Genomic DNA, 17,868 nt, shown 5'->3' with positions numbered 1-17,868 from the left:
TAATCCCCCCTTAATAAGGGGGGTGCGGATCCCCCCTTAATCCCCCCTTAATAAGGGGGGTGCGGATCCCCCCTTAATCCCCCCTTAATCCCCCCTTAATAAGGGGGGCATCTGAAAGTTTTCAACACCTACCTACTTAAAAATTGGCAAGATGGGGGGTTAGGGAGCTTTTTGCTGTTGTCAGTAAACAGTAATCAGATTTGAGTTTTCAGTCAGTGGTATTAATTAACTGAGTAGTATTAAATGGCCATAACAGTGCTGTCTTTTCACCGATTACTGATTACTGATTACTGATCACTGATTACTGATTACTGATCACTGATTACTGATTACTGATCACTGATCACTGTTATAAGATGAGAAAGGGAAAATTTACGATCGAAGCTTTTCTATGACAGTTACACCCGTTCCGGCCTCCTTTAATCCTGTTTCTGGTCTAGTTAACCGTATTCTCGCCATAAAACCGCTTTTTGACATCGCTCGCTATCAGGCGCGCAATATGATGATTAAAAGAGCCGAAAAACTAGGCGTACCTTGGCGGGAAACCGTCAAACAATGGCAGCAACGGGATTGGAGTCGGGAACTGCAAGCGGTAGAAAATCCCGATATCGTCTATCCCGAATACTACGTTTGTTCTTTCCACGCTTACGAAAAGGGCAATTTAGACTGGTTGCCAGCTTTTGAGGTAGAATCTGCCGCCTATGCTGTCCATTCTACCATCTGGCCCGGGGCGGGGATTGACGGCGATCCGCGATTGCGGCGGGAATATCACCGGATATTGAAGGAGCAAATCAGGGCAGAAATTAACGATATTGTCGATTTAGGCTGTAGTGTCGGCATGAGCAGCTTTGCGCTGCAAGATACTTATCCTCAAGCGCGGGTAACTGGGTTAGATCTCTCTCCCTACTATTTAGCCGTTGCCCAATACCAAGCTCAACAAAAACAAAAGACGATTCAATGGCAACACGCGGCGGCGGAAAAAACTCAATTACCCAGTCAGTCCTACGATCTGGTATCTTCGTTTTTAATGTTCCACGAACTACCCCAACAGGCTACTAGAGAAATTTTCGCCGAAGCGCGTCGTTTATTGCGATCGGGAGGTTATTTGACGCTGATGGATATGAATCCGCGCTCGGAAATTTATCGAAAAATGCCCCCTTATGTCCTAACCTTACTCAAGAGTACCGAACCCTATCTCGATCAATATTTTACTCTCGATATCGAACAGGCATTAGTTGAAGCGGGGTTTCAAGCACCGATCATTACCCCCACCAGTCCCCGACACTGGGCGATTGTTGCGCGGGTTTCCGAATCATAATTTTGAGGTAATCAATGAAGATAATTTTTCGTCAAAGCTGGACAAGGATATTAACTATTGTCCCCCTATTCTTGTTAATTTTTGCCGGCAAAACCCTCGCCCATCATGCCATGGCAGGGCAAACTCCCGATAATTTTTTGAACGGATTTTTATCGGGTTTAGCTCACCCAGTTATCGGTTTAGATCATTTAGCTTTTGTGGTGGCTAGTGGTTTAATTGCTGTGGGGATGGAACAGGGTTTATTAATTCCGATCGCTTTTGCGATTGCTACTTTAATCGGGACGGGTATTCATTTACAGGGAATAAATTTAGTTTTCCCTGAGGGGATTGTTGCCCTTTCTGTGGTGATTTTTGGCGTGATTTTAACCCTAAAAAAAGGTTTACAAAATCCTTCTAATCTCTATACGATCGCTCTGTCCACTTTGGCAATGATCGCGGGAATTTTTCACGGTTATGCCTACGGAGAATCAATTATCGGGGCGCAAGTTGCCGCTTTAGTTGCCTATTTAATCGGTTTTACCGTCATCCAATTAGCGATCGCAGCTGGGGCTTTTTTCCTTGGCGGTGTCATCAAGGAAAAATTAGCCAAGCAAGCAACTCTAATTAGCAAGTTCATCGGATTGGCAATTATGGCGATCGGTACAACTTTTTTAGTGGGAATTAAGTAAATTAATCTCGATGGGGCTAATTATTAATGGCTCTCTTGAGGTTATGAGATCGAAGAAAGGGCGTACACTATACGCCCCTGCCAAACAAGTGCCAGAGAGCCGCTCAATTGAAAGAGGAGTTAGGAATTGAGTTCTCAAAATAAATCTAACAATAATCCTAATTCCTACCCCCACTATTTTTTTAGGTTTCCGAGGGGAAGTAACCAAACAGTTTTTTATAATCAGAGGCCAGATATCCTCGGTGAAAAAAACCTAATTCTTCGGCAATTTCATGAATTAATTTTGTCTGATTATTTTGGTGAAGAGATTGATGTAAAGCATTAAGACGAAGCAATTTAAAATAACTGTAAGGAGACATTTGATAGAAGTCTTTAAATATATATTCTAAGGTGCGTTGACTTACTTTTAATTCTTGACAAATCGTTGGAATAGTCAGATCAGAACGCAGATTTTTTCTCATCATTTCTTCGGCTTTTTTGAGGATATAGGTGCGTCTGATAGTGTTTTTAGCGGTTTTAATATCTTTGGTTACTGCTAAAGTCAAAAGAAAATCTTTGACAATTTCTTCTTTTAATTTTTGACGGACAAAATTCAATCTTAATGCTTTTCTTTGTTCAGATATTTGTTGGTGATCTAAATTAAATAGCATTTGATAAAGTTGATGACAAGATTGTTGGAGATGACGAATTTTTTCCGCTGGGCAAATCACAATAGAAGAAGCAGCAGAATTTAAAAACTTTTTCGCTTCTGGTAACTCTAAAGTTTGGCACAATTGTTGCAGATAATTATCATGAACGTAAAGCTGAAAACGATTGGAAAAAGGATGTTGAAAAACGGAAATTTCTGATTGAGGAGGGATAATCCCCAGATAGTTATTTTCTAATGGATACAAATTTTGGAAGAAGACAGAATTTACCTGAACAGGAATCGCAAAAACCCACATTTTAGAATGGATTACTCCCGCAACATTCGTTAAACAATTACGTTGCGATAATTCTAACATCACTTCATCGATGATAATCCTTGAAAGATACCCTTCAAAATTATCGCCACTGAGTTGTAAAGCATCTAAGTTGACAAATTCTCGATTCTGAAAATAGCGAGAAAAGTCACAAAAATATTCACTTTTAAAGGTTAATTTCTGAGAATCAATTAAAATATTGGTCTTATTGTCAAAAATAAACATCTATATATAACTACTTGGTTATTGAGTAAAATAAAGCTTTTTTGCCCGTCAATTTAAAAACTTGCGTTTTTTGGATCATCTTAGCATAGAGGACTGAGTAGTATGAATTACAGCAAAGTTGATTTGTTAATTTTTTCCATCAGTGTCATCCAGGTTAAATCTCTCACTTTTTTTCGTTATCGATTACCAAGGGGATTTCAATGGCTGAACAATATATGCCACTTGAAGATTGCTCTGGGTGTGGGGTATTGGGTGGAGAAATTCCTCAATTACGTCCCCCGGCATTTTCTGATGACTCAAAATATACCACATTTAGCTATACCTATTATCCAGATTCTTCGGTACTTGTTATGCAATCAAAAATACCGGACTTGACCCATAAGGTTTTCAGGATCAGCAAAGAGTCCCTAGCATACTACCTACCGAAGAACCGTTATCTGGGGGGATCAGAAATTTCCGCCGCCGTCACTCCCAATATTAGCACTCGTTTCTATGCCATCCAAGCAACTATTGATTTCTCCAAAGCTAAAGGGGACTTACAAGCTGTTCTGATGGCGCACGGCGGCTGTTTTGGTGGACATAGTTTCTACATCTATCAGGGAAAACTATGTTATGTCTATAACTGGTTAGGGCAACAACAGAAGATCACTTGTGAACTTCCCCGTCTTAGTGGCGAGATGACACTCAAAGTTGAATTTACCAAAACAAAGCTCATCGCTCCTTCCGATGAAAAGTTGGATGACAGCACAATAGATAAGATGAAACTGTATATTAATAACATTGAACAAAATGTCGATATTATCAGAACTTTCTCAAATCATACTCCTAACTTTCTAACTCAATATAAACACGAGATTCCTTATGAGTTTCAAGGTGCGAAGCTGCGAAGAATTATCGTTACTATTACTAATGATATTACTGCGATAAATGATGATCAATTATGAGCGATTAAGTACCTAAGCAAAATCAACTACACATCTAAGCCGCCTGTCTAGAAAACGGGTTTCTTTAAGAAACCCGTTTTCTGGTGGATGGGCTGGAGACCTCTTTATAAACTTACTAGGCGGCTCCAGTGGTAAAGAATTTTATCAGGGTGTAATATTGCCAAATTTGGCAGCGATAGTGCGATAGCAGATTGTGTAGAGATTCTGTAGGATGAGCATTGCCCGCCCTACATTCAAGGTAAAATGGAGTCAAGAAAGTTAGTAGAGAGAGAATGCTATTTTGCCAGCTATGAGCCAAACTTTACCTAAAACTGTTAATTTCGAGGAATTTGTCCCTTGGCTGCCTGAAAATTCGGGAGTGCGTTATGAGCTACACAAGGGAAATATTATTGAAATGGCACAACCCGCAGGAGAACACGAGGAAATCAAAGGATTTTTAACTGTTAAACTCAGTGGAATAATTGATAGACTAGGGCTTCCTTATTTAATTCCTAACCAAGCGATTGTCAGACCTGCTGGTAAAAATTCTGGTTATTTTCCCGATGTATTAGTGCTAAATCGAACCAAGCTCGCTCAGGAAAAATTATGGAAAAAAGAATCAATTATTAGTGAGGGTGCATCTATCCCTCTGATTATTGAAGTGGTATCGACTAACTGGCGTGATGATTACTACTTAAAATTTGCTGATTATGAAGAAATGGGTATTCCTGAATATTGGATTGTCGATTATGCAGTCTTGGGTGGACGTAATTTTCTCGGCACTCCTAAACAACCGACCATCTCTGTTTGTCGCTTAGTTGAGGAAGAATATCAAATTCGGCAATTTCGAGACAGCGATCGCCTAATTTCCCAGACTTTCACGGAATTAAATCTCACTGTCAATCAGATTTTCTTAAGTCTGTAGGGTGTGTATCGTCCACCTTACTCTTTTCGCTTTTTTCTTCAGTTTGAGGGGTTGATTTTGCCACTTAAAATCGGCAATTATTGCCTTTATTTGCTCAATATGATGGGGTTTTAAGCCATTAAGCTCAATTTATTTTATCGCTTTGACTCATTGTCAGCTGTAGAACATTTAGATTGGTTATTTAGGCAAGGGAACAGGGAACAGGAAAAGGGAGGCTCTCTCTCAACAAATTTGGCGGGCTATTCCCTTAAGTTGACAGCAATGAACGCTTGCGCCCAAAATGTAATATAGATATTTCTACAAAATTGAGATGCACCCATTCAAGATTACCCTTCAATCCAAAGTAACGGAACTAAATCATCGACAAAGTATGATAAATCCGCAAAATCATCAGGATATTGATTAGACATTCTCTTAAAATCATGTTCTGGGATTGTTCTCATTTTTACCCCAGCAAGTTTTTGAAAATTTGTTATTGATTTAATCTGTTTATAATTATCGGTAGGGGTGATAGAGATTATCACTCCATTACAGGCCATTTCCCAATGATTATTATAGGAACGATTCTGACGAGCTAGGGCTTTTTGTGCGCGACTGCCTATTTGAAAATCTTCTGGCCCCCTGATTCTTCCCCAAGGTTTTCTTCTAATCTTAAAACTGGTATTTATATTATTATTTTCTTGAATAAAATTTTTAATCTTTGCGGCTGTCCCTTTCGGAGAACAATCTGTCCAGTCATATTTCAAATGAATATGTGGTAGCTCTTGAGAAGTTTGTGGTTTAAACCCAATAATGATTAATCGTCGAGAAAATTCCCCGAGAAAATCTCGGAAGACTAACTCTGATGGTACAACTTGTGGAGATTTAACTTCTGTTTTATTTAGCAAAGGTTGAAAATGTTTAATTAGATATAGTTCAATTTCATTTAATTCTTCATTATTGCAAGCTTGCCAAGCTATTCTTACAGGATAATCTTGATTAATTTCTTGTAATTGATATATACGATGATGATTTTTCCAGCGATTTAAAAGATTAACTGCTTGACCAATATAAAGAATTCTACTTTGAGAATCGATAGCAAAATATATAGCCGAACAATCAGGAAGTTGATTTAAATTATCTAGTTCTACTGAAGACATTGCCAAAGGATCGAGCAGCATAAACCTAGTCTTATTTTATTTCCAAGATAATAATTTTCTGTAATTGCTATCAATTATAACTCATTGTTGGCTTAATTTTTTAAGGTAAGGGTTTTAAAATTGCCGTAACCTTACAGTGCCGAGAGTGCAATCGCCAATTGGCTCGCTCAAACCCTAATCAATTCCTTAACCTCAAAATGGTCTTTTTGTACTAACAAATATTCGAGTAGAACGCTCAATGCGTTTGCTAGACTACATTTGAGACAATTGATCAAATTTTCGGTTCCAGAAACGAGCCAACGGTGAGTGATAAAATTCATGTCAGCGAAGAAGTCCGTCAAGCTGTGGAAGAAGAAGGAGTCTAAGATAGTTTATTTACATCCTTACTCTCTCGACTTTACCTCGATTGAAAACTCTTGAAAACTTTTGCCCAAAAGCCAAGTCTATCTTGGTAAAATTACAAACGAAAAATTATCGAGACTTAGACAAGGCTCTCGAAGAAGCTTTTAAGGCAGTCTCCAAGAAAGACACCCGTAATTGCTGCAATCACTATTGTCATTATACCTCATCTGTCCGAGAAAGGCTGTAAGTATTTATAAAGTAAAATTTAAAATAAATAATGTCGTGGGTTGGTAGAGCTAAAATACTATATAAGAGTTAAGGGAGTGTGGACGGAATTATTCTAATCACGATACCTGACGGGACTCCACCGAGAAGTAACTATTTTTTAGAGCCAGAAAATATAATGACAGAAATTTGGGGATCCCTATTTATTTTTTTAGTCTGTCCTATCATCGGGGGATTGCCTCTGATCGATTGGATAAATTATCTCGTAACTGGACGTAAATTATCCCAATTAGGTACTGGTAATATCGGTGTAACTGCCGCTTTTTACCATGGGGGTAAATTAGTGGGAATTTTGGCGGTAATTTCGGAAGCAGCCAAGGGAATTATCGTTATTTTCCTAACCCGTTTATTTTTTCCCACCGGCTCCACGTGGGAATTATTAGCTTTAATTGCCTTAGTCATGGGGCGCTATTGGTTAGGAAAAGGTGCGGGAACTACTAATGTTTTCTGGGGATTAATCGTTCACGATTTTGTCGCTGTTTTTCTCACCTCAATTATCAGTGGGATTAGCTTTACTATTTTTCGAGAAAAATCTACGGGTAGATTGGTAGGATTATTTTTATTAGCTTTAATTCTCACCTTGCGCCGTCCCCACGATTCAGGTTATATTATAACTGCCATTGCTTTGGCCTGTTTATTAGGGGCAATTTTTCAAAAAATAGCCGACGATTTAGACTTACCCGAAGCAAGTGTTAATAATGAATCAAAAACTATGTTTCGTTTTTTTCGTGGAGATCGATCGATCCAAACTCTTGATGACAATCTAGCGACTTCAAAAGTGGGACAAAAAGCCGCCACTCTAGCCTATCTTAAGCGTGCCGGTTATCCCATCCCTAGGGGTTGGATTTTACCACCGGGGGATGATCCACAACCGTTAATAGAATCTCTTCATCCTGATATTAATCATCCCTTAGTCGTGCGATCCTCCGCTATTGGAGAAGATAGTGAAACCGCTTCATCTGCGGGACAATATACTACAATTCTTAACGTTGTCGATCAAGAAAATTTAGCGGCGGCGATTTTAAGTTGCCAAACCTCCTATAATAGTCCTAATGCTGTTAATTATCGACTCGATCGAGGTCAAGAAAACACGGCCATGGCTGTGTTAATTCAAGAACAAATTCGAGGAGTTTTTTCGGGGGTTGCCTTCAGTCGCGATCCGATTAATCCTCTCAGTTTAGATGTGGTTATTGAAGCTTTACCCGGAGATGCCACCAGAGTTGTATCGGGAAGAATCACCCCCGAAAGTTATCGAGTTAATTTAGAAGAAGATATCATCATCGGAGCGGGAGATATTCCCCCGGCTATTATTCAACAGGTAGCTAATCTTTGTCGGCAATTAGAAACCCTTGATCATGGCATTCCCCAAGATATAGAATGGACTCATGACGGACAAAAATTATGGTTATTACAGTGCCGTCCTATCACCAATTTACAGCCAATTTGGACAAGAAAAATCGCTGCGGAAGTTATCCCCGGGGTAATTCGTCCCTTGCCTTGGTCAATTAATCGCCCCTTAACCTGTGGAGTTTGGGGAGATATTTTCAGTTTAGTTTTAGGACAAAAAGCCCTCGATTTGGACTTCAATGAAACAGCCACTTTACACTATCAAAGAGCCTATTTTAATGCTTCTTTATTAGGAACCATTTTCCAGCGCATGGGATTACCTCCAGAAAGCTTAGAATTTCTGACCAAAGGGGCAAAGTTTACCAAACCACCTTTAACGGCAACCCTGGCTAATTCCCCCGGTTTATTAAAACTTTTAGGACGGGAATTACAGTTAGAAAAAGACTTTAGCCAAGATCAAAAAACCTATTTTATTCCGACGCTCGAAAAAATTAACGCTACTTCCCTAGAAGCTTTATCTTCTGGAGAGATTTTAGAGCAAATTGAGGAGATTTTAACCGTCTTAAAAAAAGCTACCTATTATAGTATTCTTGCTCCTCTTAGCTTTGCTTTGCGTCGCAGTATTTCGCAAGTACCTTTTGAGAAATTGGATAACTCCCAAGCACCAGAAATAGCCTCAATGCGATCGCTATCTGAACTGAGAAAAAATACGCTCGATCGAGATTTTGACTCGGCTTTTTCCCTCTGGTTAGAAACCTACGGTTATTTAAGCGAAGTGGGGACTGATATTTCCATACCGAGATGGCGAGAAAATCCCCAATATCTGCTACAACTCCCCTTAGATAGTCCGGGCAATAATAGCCATAAAAAAGTTAAATCTTCCCACAATGTCCAAAAAAGATTAAATATCAAAAACCAAGTTACTGAAATTTACTCCCGTCTTTTAGCTCACCTACGCTGGCATTTTCTTGCCTTAGAAACCCTCTGGTTACAGCAGCAAATATTATCGGAGACGGGAGATATATTTTATCTAAATTACTCAGAAGTTACCCAGTTGGGTCAGAATAATAAAATCGCCAATCTTAACCAGATTATCCGTCAGCGTCGCCAACAATTCCAAGAAAACTCTCAATTAACCGATATTCCCTACATCGTTTATGGACAACCCCCGAAAAGAGAATTTTTAGTTTCAAATTTAACTGCCAAAAAACGCTTACAGGGAATTGCCGCTAGTGGGGGGACAGTGGAGGGACGAGTCAAAATTATGCCAACCCTACAAAATCTAGAAATTGCCCCTAATACTATTCTCGTTATTCCCTATACTGACTCAGGATGGTCCCCTTTATTATCCCGGGCTGTGGGCATTATTGCCGAGGTGGGGGGACAATTATCCCATGGTGCTATTATTGCCAGAGAATACGGAATTCCGGCGGTTATGGATGTGCATAATGCCATGAAATTGTTAAAAGATGGTCAATTAATTCGTCTCGATGGCACTCAAGGAATTATTGAAATTCTCTAGGCATTAGGGGACAAGCTTTTCCCTATCTAGGGTTTGCGGCAAAAAGTTTTTCCTGGGGACAGGGTGTAGGGTGTAGGGTGTAGGGTGTAGGGTGTAGGGTGTAGGGTGTGGGGAGTTTTCTCAGTTAACTGATAACTGATAACTGATAACTGATAACTGATAACTGACTCCTAACGCAATGTTGGTCAAATATAAGCAAAAATTATCTATTGACTCCACAAACTTGAGAATATTTAAATTAACATTCCGCAATATTTATAAATTCTTAAAAATTAATTGAGAAAGATTTTTATTTAACAACGATGTTACAATGGTTACAGCGATTTTACTGAATTTCATAGTGGGGTATTCTATGCTTTTTTGGGCAGCAAAGGTTGAAACCCTTGCCACACCTAGAAGGTAATCCTCATTAAGACAGGTAAATGAGTCAATTTCACCCACAACGATGATCTTTTTTTTGTGTAGTTTTATTGCAAAAAAAAAGTTTTTTTGACAAAAAGCACAAAGTATGGAGTGGGGTAGTGGGGAAGTGGGGTAGTGGGGAAGTGGGGTAGTTCGGAAGTTATCTGCTATTTTCCAATAAAAACCTTCTTTCGGCCCGAACAATTGCCTCTCTAGTGGCTAAAACTGCTTCCCTATCCACCGAAAGAGAAGTCACACCCCAAGCAATCAGATCATCGATAAGTTCAGGATACTGGACGATAGCCATGCCGCAAACGGAACAGGGAATCTGTAAAACTTTTGCCTGAGTGATAATTTGTTTTAAAGCCGCTCTGACTGCGGGATGACGGGCGTTAAAATATTCTGAGAAATGTTCTCGATCGCTACCTAAAAGTAATTGAGTTAAATCATTAGTACCAATAGCGAGCAATTGTACGCCCGCTTGCACATAATCCGCTAATTGAAAGATTACCCCCGGTACTTCCACCATTATCCCCAATTGGAAAGAAGGGACTTGAGTGAGTAAAGCCGATTGTACCCGTTGCCGGCAGAAAATAAATTCCTCAACCCCGCGGACAAAGGGAAGCAGTAAATTAATATTGGTGGCGCTGGTGGTTTGTACCCGTCGTAAAGCTTGCAATTCCAGATCGAATAGAGTCGGATCTAATATATAACCATGGGTTCCCCGACTGTCTTTAGCCGAATCTTGAGCATCAAAAGAACGGTAAAATAAAGGCTTAGGCTGGATACTAAGGGCAAATTGTGCGATTAAATCACTTAATCTCTCGATCAATGCTTCTTGATGCTCTGGCGTTAACCATTCTTCTAGATTACGCTGAGAAAGTAAGTCTAAAATCATCCATTCTGAGCGCAATAAACCGATCCCATCAATAGGCAGTTCTCGGATTCCGGCAATACTTTCAGTTTGACTGAGATTAACCATCAAACGGGTAGCAATTGCCGTGCCGTCGGTTTCTCTGGGGGGTGGAGGGGGCAAGGAAATCTGTTCCTGAGATGCTAGAGAAATAATTCCCCTCGTACCATCTACTAAAATTATCTCGCCTGAGCGGATAATTTCTGTGGCATTTTTCACCCCGACAACGGCAGGAATGGCTAATTCCCGGGCTAAAATGGCTCCATGGCTAGTTAATCCCCCCTGTTCCGTGATCATTGCTCGAATTTGGCGTAAATGGGGCAGTTTTTTCGGAGGTAAATTAGTAGTAACCAGAATGCAATCCTGAAAATTTGCCTCTGGGGAGTCAAAATTGCTGATCACTTTTGCCACTCCCGATACCAACCCCGGGGATGCTCCTAATCCTCTTAAGGGATAATGGGATGTAGTGGGGGTGATTTCCTGACTGTGACAGTTGAGAATATAAATTTGACCATCCAGCATCATCAGCCATTCTATGCTGGTTAACGTCGGTTTTTCCGCCAGTAGAGATTGAACCAGTTGACAAAGGCGATCGAGGGCGAAATTATCTAAACAGTAGCTTTCCTGTAAACTGGGTGCTAATAATTGTGGTACAAGCAGATTACTGTCACTATTGAGATAATAAGCGCGGGATTTATTGCCTAATTGCCGACTGTGTAATTGACCGGAGCGATCGATAATGTAGGTATCCGGTGCCACTTCTCCATTAACTAAACTGTGTCCTAACCCCCAAACCGCCTGAATTTCCCAGTTATCCTCATTAATCAGCACATTTCCCGCACAATTAGCTGGTAATAACGGTTGTACCAGTAAAGATAATTGAATTTTTTCTAAACCAATTCCCATTTTTCGCCAATAAAATAGACTTTTGGCGTTGAATAACTCCGCCCAAGCTTGTTTTAGGGCATTTTCTAGATTATCTGCTTTAATTCCACTGATGGGGGCAGAAAATAAACCGAGAGTTCGCCGAGCCAGATTAGCTGGTAGGGAAAAGCGCCATACTAGGGTAGCCATCGATAATTGTGCCACGGCTGCCTCTAGTTCTTCTAACCAGAAAGGAGGAATTGGCGCTTGTAAAATGGCCCGCCGACTCTCGCGCGCCACTAATTGCAGAGCTTTGGCGTTATCTACGTCTAAATAGAGGGAAGATTGGGGAAAATCAGTCAGAAACGAGTCACCATTGTCGATAGTTTCCAAAAATTCCGCAAAAATGCGGTTAAAAATGGCAAATCCCCCGATAATTGGGTATCCTCGCTGATGTAATTCACTGGCAATAAAAGCTTTTTCCCCCACCAGGGGGCGATCAGAAGCACTAATGCGATCGAGCCAGCAGAGAATGGTCACGGGATTTATTAAGAATGGTGAAAGGATTATAAAATCATTGTGTGATTTTTGTAACTTTTTAGTTCTATCTGCTAGTTTAACTCACCGTCACCATCTTGAGGATGATCTGGGGAGTGGGAATTATGAATGTATGAATTATGAATTATGAATTGGGGAGATGGGAGAATAATAAAAGCAATCTCCTGACTCCTATCTCCTGACTACTGACTCCTATCTCCTGACTACTGACGACCGGCTGCTGATAGCTGATAAGATAGGATTCGGACAATATTCGATCGCTGCGAGAAATTCATGGACACACCTGCGAAAGTTTTGTTAGTGGATGACGAACCGGGGGTTCGTGAATCTGTGCAAGCATATCTACAGTACGGGGATGACTTCGAGGTAAGAACTGCTAGTAATGCTAACGAAGCCTGGGATTTACTCAATCAAGAAATTCCGGAATTAGTCATCTCCGATATTATGATGCCGCAGGTGGATGGCTATCAGTTTCTGAAGAAATTGCGCGAAGATGCTCGTTTTCAGACAATTCCCGTGGTTTTTCTCACTGCTAGGGGGATGACAAGCGATCGCATTCAGGGTTATAATGCCGGTTGTGATGCTTATTTATCCAAGCCTTTCGATCCCGAAGAATTAGAAGCATTAATCAAGTCTTTAATCGAGCGCCGTCGTCAATCCTTGCAAGCCACCAGCGAAAACGCTAGATTAGAAGAAATTGCCCGAGATATCCGGGAATTAAAACAGCAGGTGGGACAACAGAACACTTTTACTACTACTCCCCCCCCGATTAAAATTGACCTTACCCCCCGGGAACAAAGTGTTTTAGATTTAGTGGCGGAGGGATTGATGAATAAAGAAATTGCCAGTCGTCTAGAAACCAGTGTCAGAAACGTAGAAAAATACGTCAGTCGCTTATTTAGCAAGACTGGTACTAATAGTCGCACGGAATTGGTACGTTTTGCCCTAAAACACGGTTTAACCAGTTAATATAGCAGCTAAGGACAAAGTAACGGACGGGAGTTTCACTAACTGACGATGACAAACAACTGAATTACCGATGGAAAACGTTTCATCAGTTCATCTTATGGCTTCTGGCGTTGAAACAAATTTTGTTTTAGAGCTAACCTTCAAGCAAGAGCAGAATTAGGAGGATATGTCAACCATGTTAAGCACTGATCTAGAGATAAGACTAGCAGCTTTAGAAGCTGAAGTAGCACTGCTTAAGCGTTTGCTACCTACTGTCAGCGAAACTCCCTGGTGGGAAAAAATTGTCGGCACTTTTGCTGACGATCCGGTTTACGAAGAGGCAATGCAGTTTGGTCAAGAGTACCGCCAGTCTCTAAAACCATTAGCCGAGGAAGCATCCGAACCCTGAAATGTATCTCCTTGACACCGATCATATTAGTATTCTTGATCGCGGGGGACAACCGGCACAACAATTGCTGAAAAAACTGGCTGCTATTACAAGCAGCGAAGTTGCCACCACAATTATCACCTACGAAGAACAAATGCGGGGATGGCTCAGTTACATAGCCAAGGCAAATTCGATTGAAGCTCAAGTTGTTGCCTATCGAAGGCTAGAAAAGCACCTCGCTAATTATCGCACGATTCCCATTGTCGGCTTTGATGAAAAGGCAGGTCAAGTTTTTCAAGAACTTCGGGTAACTTACCCTCGTTTGGGTTCGATGGATTTGAAGATTGCTGCTATCTCAATGGTTAATCCGGCTATCCTGCTGACGAGAAATCTCTCAGATTTTGGGCAAATTGCCGGTTTAAGAGCAGAAGATTGGACGATGACAAGCAACTGAATTACCCAGAGAAAAACAACTTTGGCAGCGAATCACCCCCAAAGATAATTTATGTTTGTTTTTATAAATGCACGTCATCAGCTATCGAAGACTACGAGAATTTACGAATAAACACGCTGATTCCCGAATAGCTTTAGAGAATTGGTATAAAATTGCCAGTAAAGCGATTTGGTATAATTTAGTTGAGGTTCAAACAGTATTTCCTAAAGCAGAAGCAGTTGGTAACTTTACTGTTTTTAACATTAAAGGGAATAGTTATCGTCTCATAACCAGTATCGATTATCAGAAGCGGCTAATTTATATCAAGTATGTTTTAACTCACGCTGAATACGATAAGGAGCAATGGAAAAATGACCCTTACTTTTAATCCAGAAAAATACAAAGAATTACTAGCTCGCCATTTACCTAAAGTTATTAAAACAGAGGCAGAAAATGAAAAAGCTTTGGCTATTGTGGAAGAATTAATGCACCGTCAGCAGCGAACTCCCGAAGAAGATGAACTTTATGAGCTTCTAATTTTTTTAATTGGGAATTTTGAAAAAAGCTTTTATCTACAGGAATCAACCACACCTCATTCTATGTTATTGTTTTTGATGGAACAGCAAGGCGTTAATAAGAAAGACATAGCCAGAATCCTTGGCTCTGACAAAATTGCCTCTAGTTTAATTGAAGGAAAAGGGTCAATTACCCAAGAACAGGCGAAATTATTAGGACATTTCTTTAATGTAGATTATAGTTTGTTGATGTAGATACGATCCCCTCTAGCTTTTTGGTTGAGTTGAGCGCTTTAATATTTAGGAGAAAACTGCTCGATTCAATAATTTGAGCGAAACCCAACATTTTTAAAGACATCGGTGCAGTTTCCCGCAAGTGTCGCTCATTTTTGATAGACAAAAGTTATTGCTGTCACCCCCAACACAAGTTTACTGTCCCACCCGCCAAATTTTGATAGTTTTGTCACCACTCCCACTAGCTAAATAGCGGCCATCGGGACTATATACTACTGAGTAAACCCCACTAGAAGGACCGGTAAGGGTACGCAATTCTTTTCCCAAGGATGTTTTCCGGTTAATAAATGCACAAAAGTTCGTCCTAAAGCATGAAAATCTGATTAGACCTCTTGCATAAATCCGAAAACAAACGATAGAAACAACAATGGGAGGGACTTTCAGTTAATTATTTATTAGTAGTTGATAATCTTCAAAAATGTTGCTGTACAAGGATCGACTTAAGACTTTTGCAAGAGGTCTAATAATTGCAAGTTTTCCCTCCCTGACCTTGACAGCATTTTATCATAAGTAAGCTAAAACGGATTTTAACCGCCTATCCTTAAATTAGCTGAATCTCTCCCAATCCCTTTACTGTTGCCTTTTGCCTTTTGTCTCTTGCCTATCCTTAAATTAGCTGAATCTCCCCCAATCCCTTTACTGTTGCCTCTTGCCTATCCTTAGACGATGATTATTTTTCTGGTGCGAAAAGCTCGCCCTTGAAAAAGGGGACAATTATTAATTATTATTAAAAGTATATTTACTAATTAACCAAAATACCAGTGAAACTAGCTCAAGCTCAGACGATATTAACAGACACTTTAACCGTATTTTGGGGAGAATGGCTAGATTTACGCGCGAGAGTCCTTCAGATCGCCGCCACAGGTTTAGTTTCTCCCCTAATCTATATTATCGGTTTCGGGTTGGGGTTGGGAAGCGCCCTTGATCGCTCGATGAAACCCTCGCTCGGCGATTCTTATCTAGAATTTATTTTACCCGGAATGGTGGCCCTGTCCTCAATGGCGATCAGTTTCGGGGGAACCACCTTTTCGATATGTGGCGATCGCTTATTTAGTAAAACCTTCGAGGAATTATTATTACTTCCCGTCCATCCCCTCTCATTATTTTTAGGCAAAGTTTTCGCGGGAATTTTGCGCGGTGTAATGACTTCTGCATCAGTGATTCTCGTCGCTATCTTATTTACAGGAAAATTTGTCAGTTTTCTCAATCCCCTCTTTTTATTAGTTTTAATCTTAAATTGTGCCGTCTTTGCCAGTTTAGGGGCAATTGTCGGATTGCGAGTTACATCCCTCGAAAGTGTCGGTCTGTATAATAACTTTTTAATCGTGCCGATGTCTTTTTTAGGAGCAACTTTTTTCGATCCCCAAACCTTACCCTGGCCATTAAAAATTATTGTTTATTCTTTACCCCTCACCTATGCTAGTCTGGGATTAAGAGCCGCAGCCTACGATATAAATCAATTTCCTTGGTTCGCTATCCCCATTTTATTAATCGTCGCTATTCTTCTCTCGATTGTCGGTGCTTATCAATTCTCCCATCAACGGGATTGAATCAGTTATCAGTTATCAGTAATCAGTTATCAGATTTAAGTATTCGGTGAACAGTATTAAGTGGCAAGTTCAGAGCTTTCTTTTCACGGATTACTGTTTAATTTTTACTGATAAAAGTAAAAAGCTCCTGACTCCTATCTCCTGACTCCTTTTTCCCTTGAATAAATATATCCTTTTTTATAAACCCTACGATGTATTATGTCAGTTTACTAATGAAAATGGGCGCTCGACTTTAAAAGATTATATTCCTATCCCAAACATCTATTCTGTCGGTCGTTTAGATAGGGACAGCGAGGGATTATTATTACTCACAGATAACGGTCAATTACAGCATCGTTTGGGTCATCGTCAATTTGCACATCCGCGCACCTATTGGGTACAAGTCGAAAGAATTCCAGACCTAAACGCTTTAGAAAAATTGCGTCAAGGTCTTCCTATACAGGATTATCGCACTCGACCGGCAATAGTTAGCTTACTAGATTTTGAACCGGATTTACCCCCCAGAGAGCCACCGATTCGTTATCGAAAATCTGTTCCCACCGCTTGGTTAGAAATTACCTTAACTGAGGGAAGAAATCGTCAGGTAAGAAGGATGACGGCTGCCGTTGGTTATCCCACTTTAAGATTAATTAGAACAGCCATTACTATTGACAAAAACAATAAATTATGCTTAACAGGATTACAACCTGGTCAATGGCGAGAAGTGACTGAAAAAGAGAGAAAAGCCTTAGAAAGGTTATAATTTCTGTAAGCAACCTTGATAAGTGGCGGGGTGGAATTAAATATAAAATGAACGTAGGTTGGGTTGAAGCATGAAACCCAACGCCCGCATGGGTTACGCTATCGCTAACCCATCCTACAAATAATTGTGCCTACCTACTTAAGTGGCGGGGTGGAATTAAATATATAGCAATTCCCATAGTTGTATGGAAATTACCTAGAGACTTAGAGGAATTACGTTTGCTAATTGGTCAACGACTCGAAGAAATGAATAAAGAGGTAATTGCTTCAATTGTTGGACGAGGTTATATCCTGGATGCTCTATCTGTAGTTGGCATTTAGAGAATTGGTATAAAAACGTCGATAACCACTCCTATTTGCTCAGTCCGTCAACTTCCATGTCTTCCCAGCCATTTCCCCCTGCCAGCACCGCAAGAATCGCAATGGTTAAAATATCCCCCAGTTGGTGCAAGGGAGTCCGTTCTATCCGAGGGTCTTTAATTGCGGCAAAACAGTCCTTCAGACGCTGACTCAGAGCGCTCGCTTCCAGAGTTTTCCGACGGTTCTTTCCTTGAGTCAGCGTGGGAGCAAATCCTTGGGACATGAGAGGGTCGCGAATCAGTGGGAC

Annotated in this window: 17 protein-coding genes and 1 pseudogene; 12 read left to right on the top strand and 6 right to left on the bottom strand. The window is 40.4% G+C overall.

The genetic code is table 11. The annotated features are described in order from the left end of the window. Positions 1 to 391: 391 nt before the first annotated feature. On the top strand, positions 392 to 1,318 hold the full coding sequence (locus ACE1AQ_RS08975; RefSeq protein ID WP_110544655.1) for a class I SAM-dependent methyltransferase: 927 nt from the start codon (positions 392 to 394) through the stop codon (positions 1,316 to 1,318). A 14-nt stretch (positions 1,319 to 1,332) separates the two neighbouring features. Continuing rightward, positions 1,333 to 1,986, top strand: coding sequence for a HupE/UreJ family protein (locus ACE1AQ_RS08970; protein WP_110544657.1), 654 nt, complete (start codon positions 1,333 to 1,335; stop codon positions 1,984 to 1,986). A 181-nt stretch (positions 1,987 to 2,167) separates the two neighbouring features. On the opposite strand, the gene ACE1AQ_RS08965 is transcribed toward ACE1AQ_RS08970, so the two are convergent. After that, the gene (locus ACE1AQ_RS08965) at positions 2,168 to 3,172 is read right to left on the bottom strand and encodes a helix-turn-helix domain-containing protein (RefSeq protein ID WP_106909240.1); all 1,005 of its coding nucleotides are present in this window, start codon (positions 3,170 to 3,172) and stop codon (positions 2,168 to 2,170) included. A gap of 200 nt (positions 3,173 to 3,372) precedes the next feature. Between ACE1AQ_RS08965 and ACE1AQ_RS08960 the strand changes: the two genes are divergently transcribed. Next, positions 3,373 to 4,116 carry a hypothetical protein gene (locus tag ACE1AQ_RS08960; protein WP_008203021.1) on the top strand — a complete coding sequence of 248 codons (744 nt, stop codon included), beginning with the start codon at positions 3,373 to 3,375 and terminating at the stop codon, positions 4,114 to 4,116. A gap of 289 nt (positions 4,117 to 4,405) precedes the next feature. Further along, a complete protein-coding gene (locus ACE1AQ_RS08955) occupies positions 4,406 to 5,020 on the top strand; it encodes a Uma2 family endonuclease (protein WP_106909241.1) in 615 nt (204 codons plus the stop codon). Between the two features lie 326 nt (positions 5,021 to 5,346). On the opposite strand, the gene ACE1AQ_RS08950 is transcribed toward ACE1AQ_RS08955, so the two are convergent. Beyond that, positions 5,347 to 6,180, bottom strand: coding sequence for a GIY-YIG nuclease family protein (locus ACE1AQ_RS08950; protein WP_106909242.1), 834 nt, complete (start codon positions 6,178 to 6,180; stop codon positions 5,347 to 5,349). Positions 6,181 to 6,904: 724 nt separating this feature from the next. On the opposite strand from ACE1AQ_RS08950, the gene ACE1AQ_RS08945 reads away from it, so the two are divergent. After that, positions 6,905 to 9,655 (top strand): glycerol-3-phosphate acyltransferase, encoded by a 2,751-nt coding sequence (locus tag ACE1AQ_RS08945; protein WP_374808263.1) that lies wholly within the window; start codon positions 6,905 to 6,907, stop codon positions 9,653 to 9,655. A 120-nt stretch (positions 9,656 to 9,775) separates the two neighbouring features. On the opposite strand, the gene ACE1AQ_RS08940 is transcribed toward ACE1AQ_RS08945, so the two are convergent. Beyond that, positions 9,776 to 9,907, bottom strand: a complete 132-nt coding sequence (locus ACE1AQ_RS08940) for a hypothetical protein (protein ID WP_256386885.1) — start codon at positions 9,905 to 9,907, stop codon at positions 9,776 to 9,778. 310 nt (positions 9,908 to 10,217) lie between these two features. After that, entirely contained in the window at positions 10,218 to 12,374 is a 2,157-nt protein-coding gene (locus ACE1AQ_RS08935) for a putative PEP-binding protein (RefSeq protein WP_374808261.1), read from the bottom strand. A gap of 291 nt (positions 12,375 to 12,665) precedes the next feature. Here ACE1AQ_RS08935 and ACE1AQ_RS08930 point away from each other — a divergent pair, with 291 nt between their 5' ends. From ACE1AQ_RS08930 to ACE1AQ_RS08910, 5 genes are all read left to right on the top strand, one after another. Beyond that, on the top strand, positions 12,666 to 13,361 hold the full coding sequence (locus ACE1AQ_RS08930; RefSeq protein WP_002795661.1) for a response regulator transcription factor: 696 nt from the start codon (positions 12,666 to 12,668) through the stop codon (positions 13,359 to 13,361). Between the two features lie 175 nt (positions 13,362 to 13,536). Continuing rightward, positions 13,537 to 13,749: a hypothetical protein gene (locus ACE1AQ_RS08925; protein WP_002797374.1), complete on the top strand. Its 213-nt coding sequence runs from the start codon at positions 13,537 to 13,539 to the stop codon at positions 13,747 to 13,749. A gap of 1 nt (position 13,750) precedes the next feature. Beyond that, the gene (locus tag ACE1AQ_RS08920; protein ID WP_110544667.1) at positions 13,751 to 14,182 is read left to right on the top strand and encodes a type II toxin-antitoxin system VapC family toxin; all 432 of its coding nucleotides are present in this window, start codon (positions 13,751 to 13,753) and stop codon (positions 14,180 to 14,182) included. Positions 14,183 to 14,249: 67 nt separating this feature from the next. After that, positions 14,250 to 14,549, top strand: coding sequence for a type II toxin-antitoxin system HigB family toxin (locus ACE1AQ_RS08915; protein ID WP_002777884.1), 300 nt, complete (start codon positions 14,250 to 14,252; stop codon positions 14,547 to 14,549). After that, on the top strand, positions 14,533 to 14,931 hold the full coding sequence (locus ACE1AQ_RS08910; protein WP_002797362.1) for a type II toxin-antitoxin system HigA family antitoxin: 399 nt from the start codon (positions 14,533 to 14,535) through the stop codon (positions 14,929 to 14,931). The genes ACE1AQ_RS08915 and ACE1AQ_RS08910 overlap by 17 nt, the downstream gene beginning before the upstream one ends. A gap of 174 nt (positions 14,932 to 15,105) precedes the next feature. On the opposite strand, the pseudogene ACE1AQ_RS08905 reads toward ACE1AQ_RS08910, so the two are convergent. Beyond that, positions 15,106 to 15,246 (bottom strand): annotated as a pseudogene (locus ACE1AQ_RS08905) (WD40 repeat domain-containing protein); the annotation flags it as partial. A gap of 485 nt (positions 15,247 to 15,731) precedes the next feature. On the opposite strand from ACE1AQ_RS08905, the gene ACE1AQ_RS08900 reads away from it, so the two are divergent. Together ACE1AQ_RS08900 and ACE1AQ_RS08895 are read left to right on the top strand one after the other, a co-directional pair. Continuing rightward, positions 15,732 to 16,520: an ABC transporter permease gene (locus ACE1AQ_RS08900; RefSeq protein ID WP_106909246.1), complete on the top strand. Its 789-nt coding sequence runs from the start codon at positions 15,732 to 15,734 to the stop codon at positions 16,518 to 16,520. A 157-nt stretch (positions 16,521 to 16,677) separates the two neighbouring features. Next, on the top strand, positions 16,678 to 17,262 hold the full coding sequence (locus ACE1AQ_RS08895) for a pseudouridine synthase (RefSeq protein ID WP_008203860.1): 585 nt from the start codon (positions 16,678 to 16,680) through the stop codon (positions 17,260 to 17,262). A gap of 351 nt (positions 17,263 to 17,613) precedes the next feature. Here the strand turns inward: ACE1AQ_RS08895 and ACE1AQ_RS08890 are convergent. After that, positions 17,614 to 17,868, bottom strand: a 255-nt coding sequence (locus ACE1AQ_RS08890; protein WP_374808257.1) for a transposase family protein, incomplete at its 5' end; no start/stop codon positions are given.

Source organism: Microcystis sp. BLCC-F209 (assembly GCF_041928595.1).
GTDB lineage: Bacteria > Cyanobacteriota > Cyanobacteriia > Cyanobacteriales > Microcystaceae > Microcystis.
The sequence above is the reverse complement of the archived record's forward strand: the minus strand, read 5'-3'. Positions and strand labels throughout refer to the sequence as shown.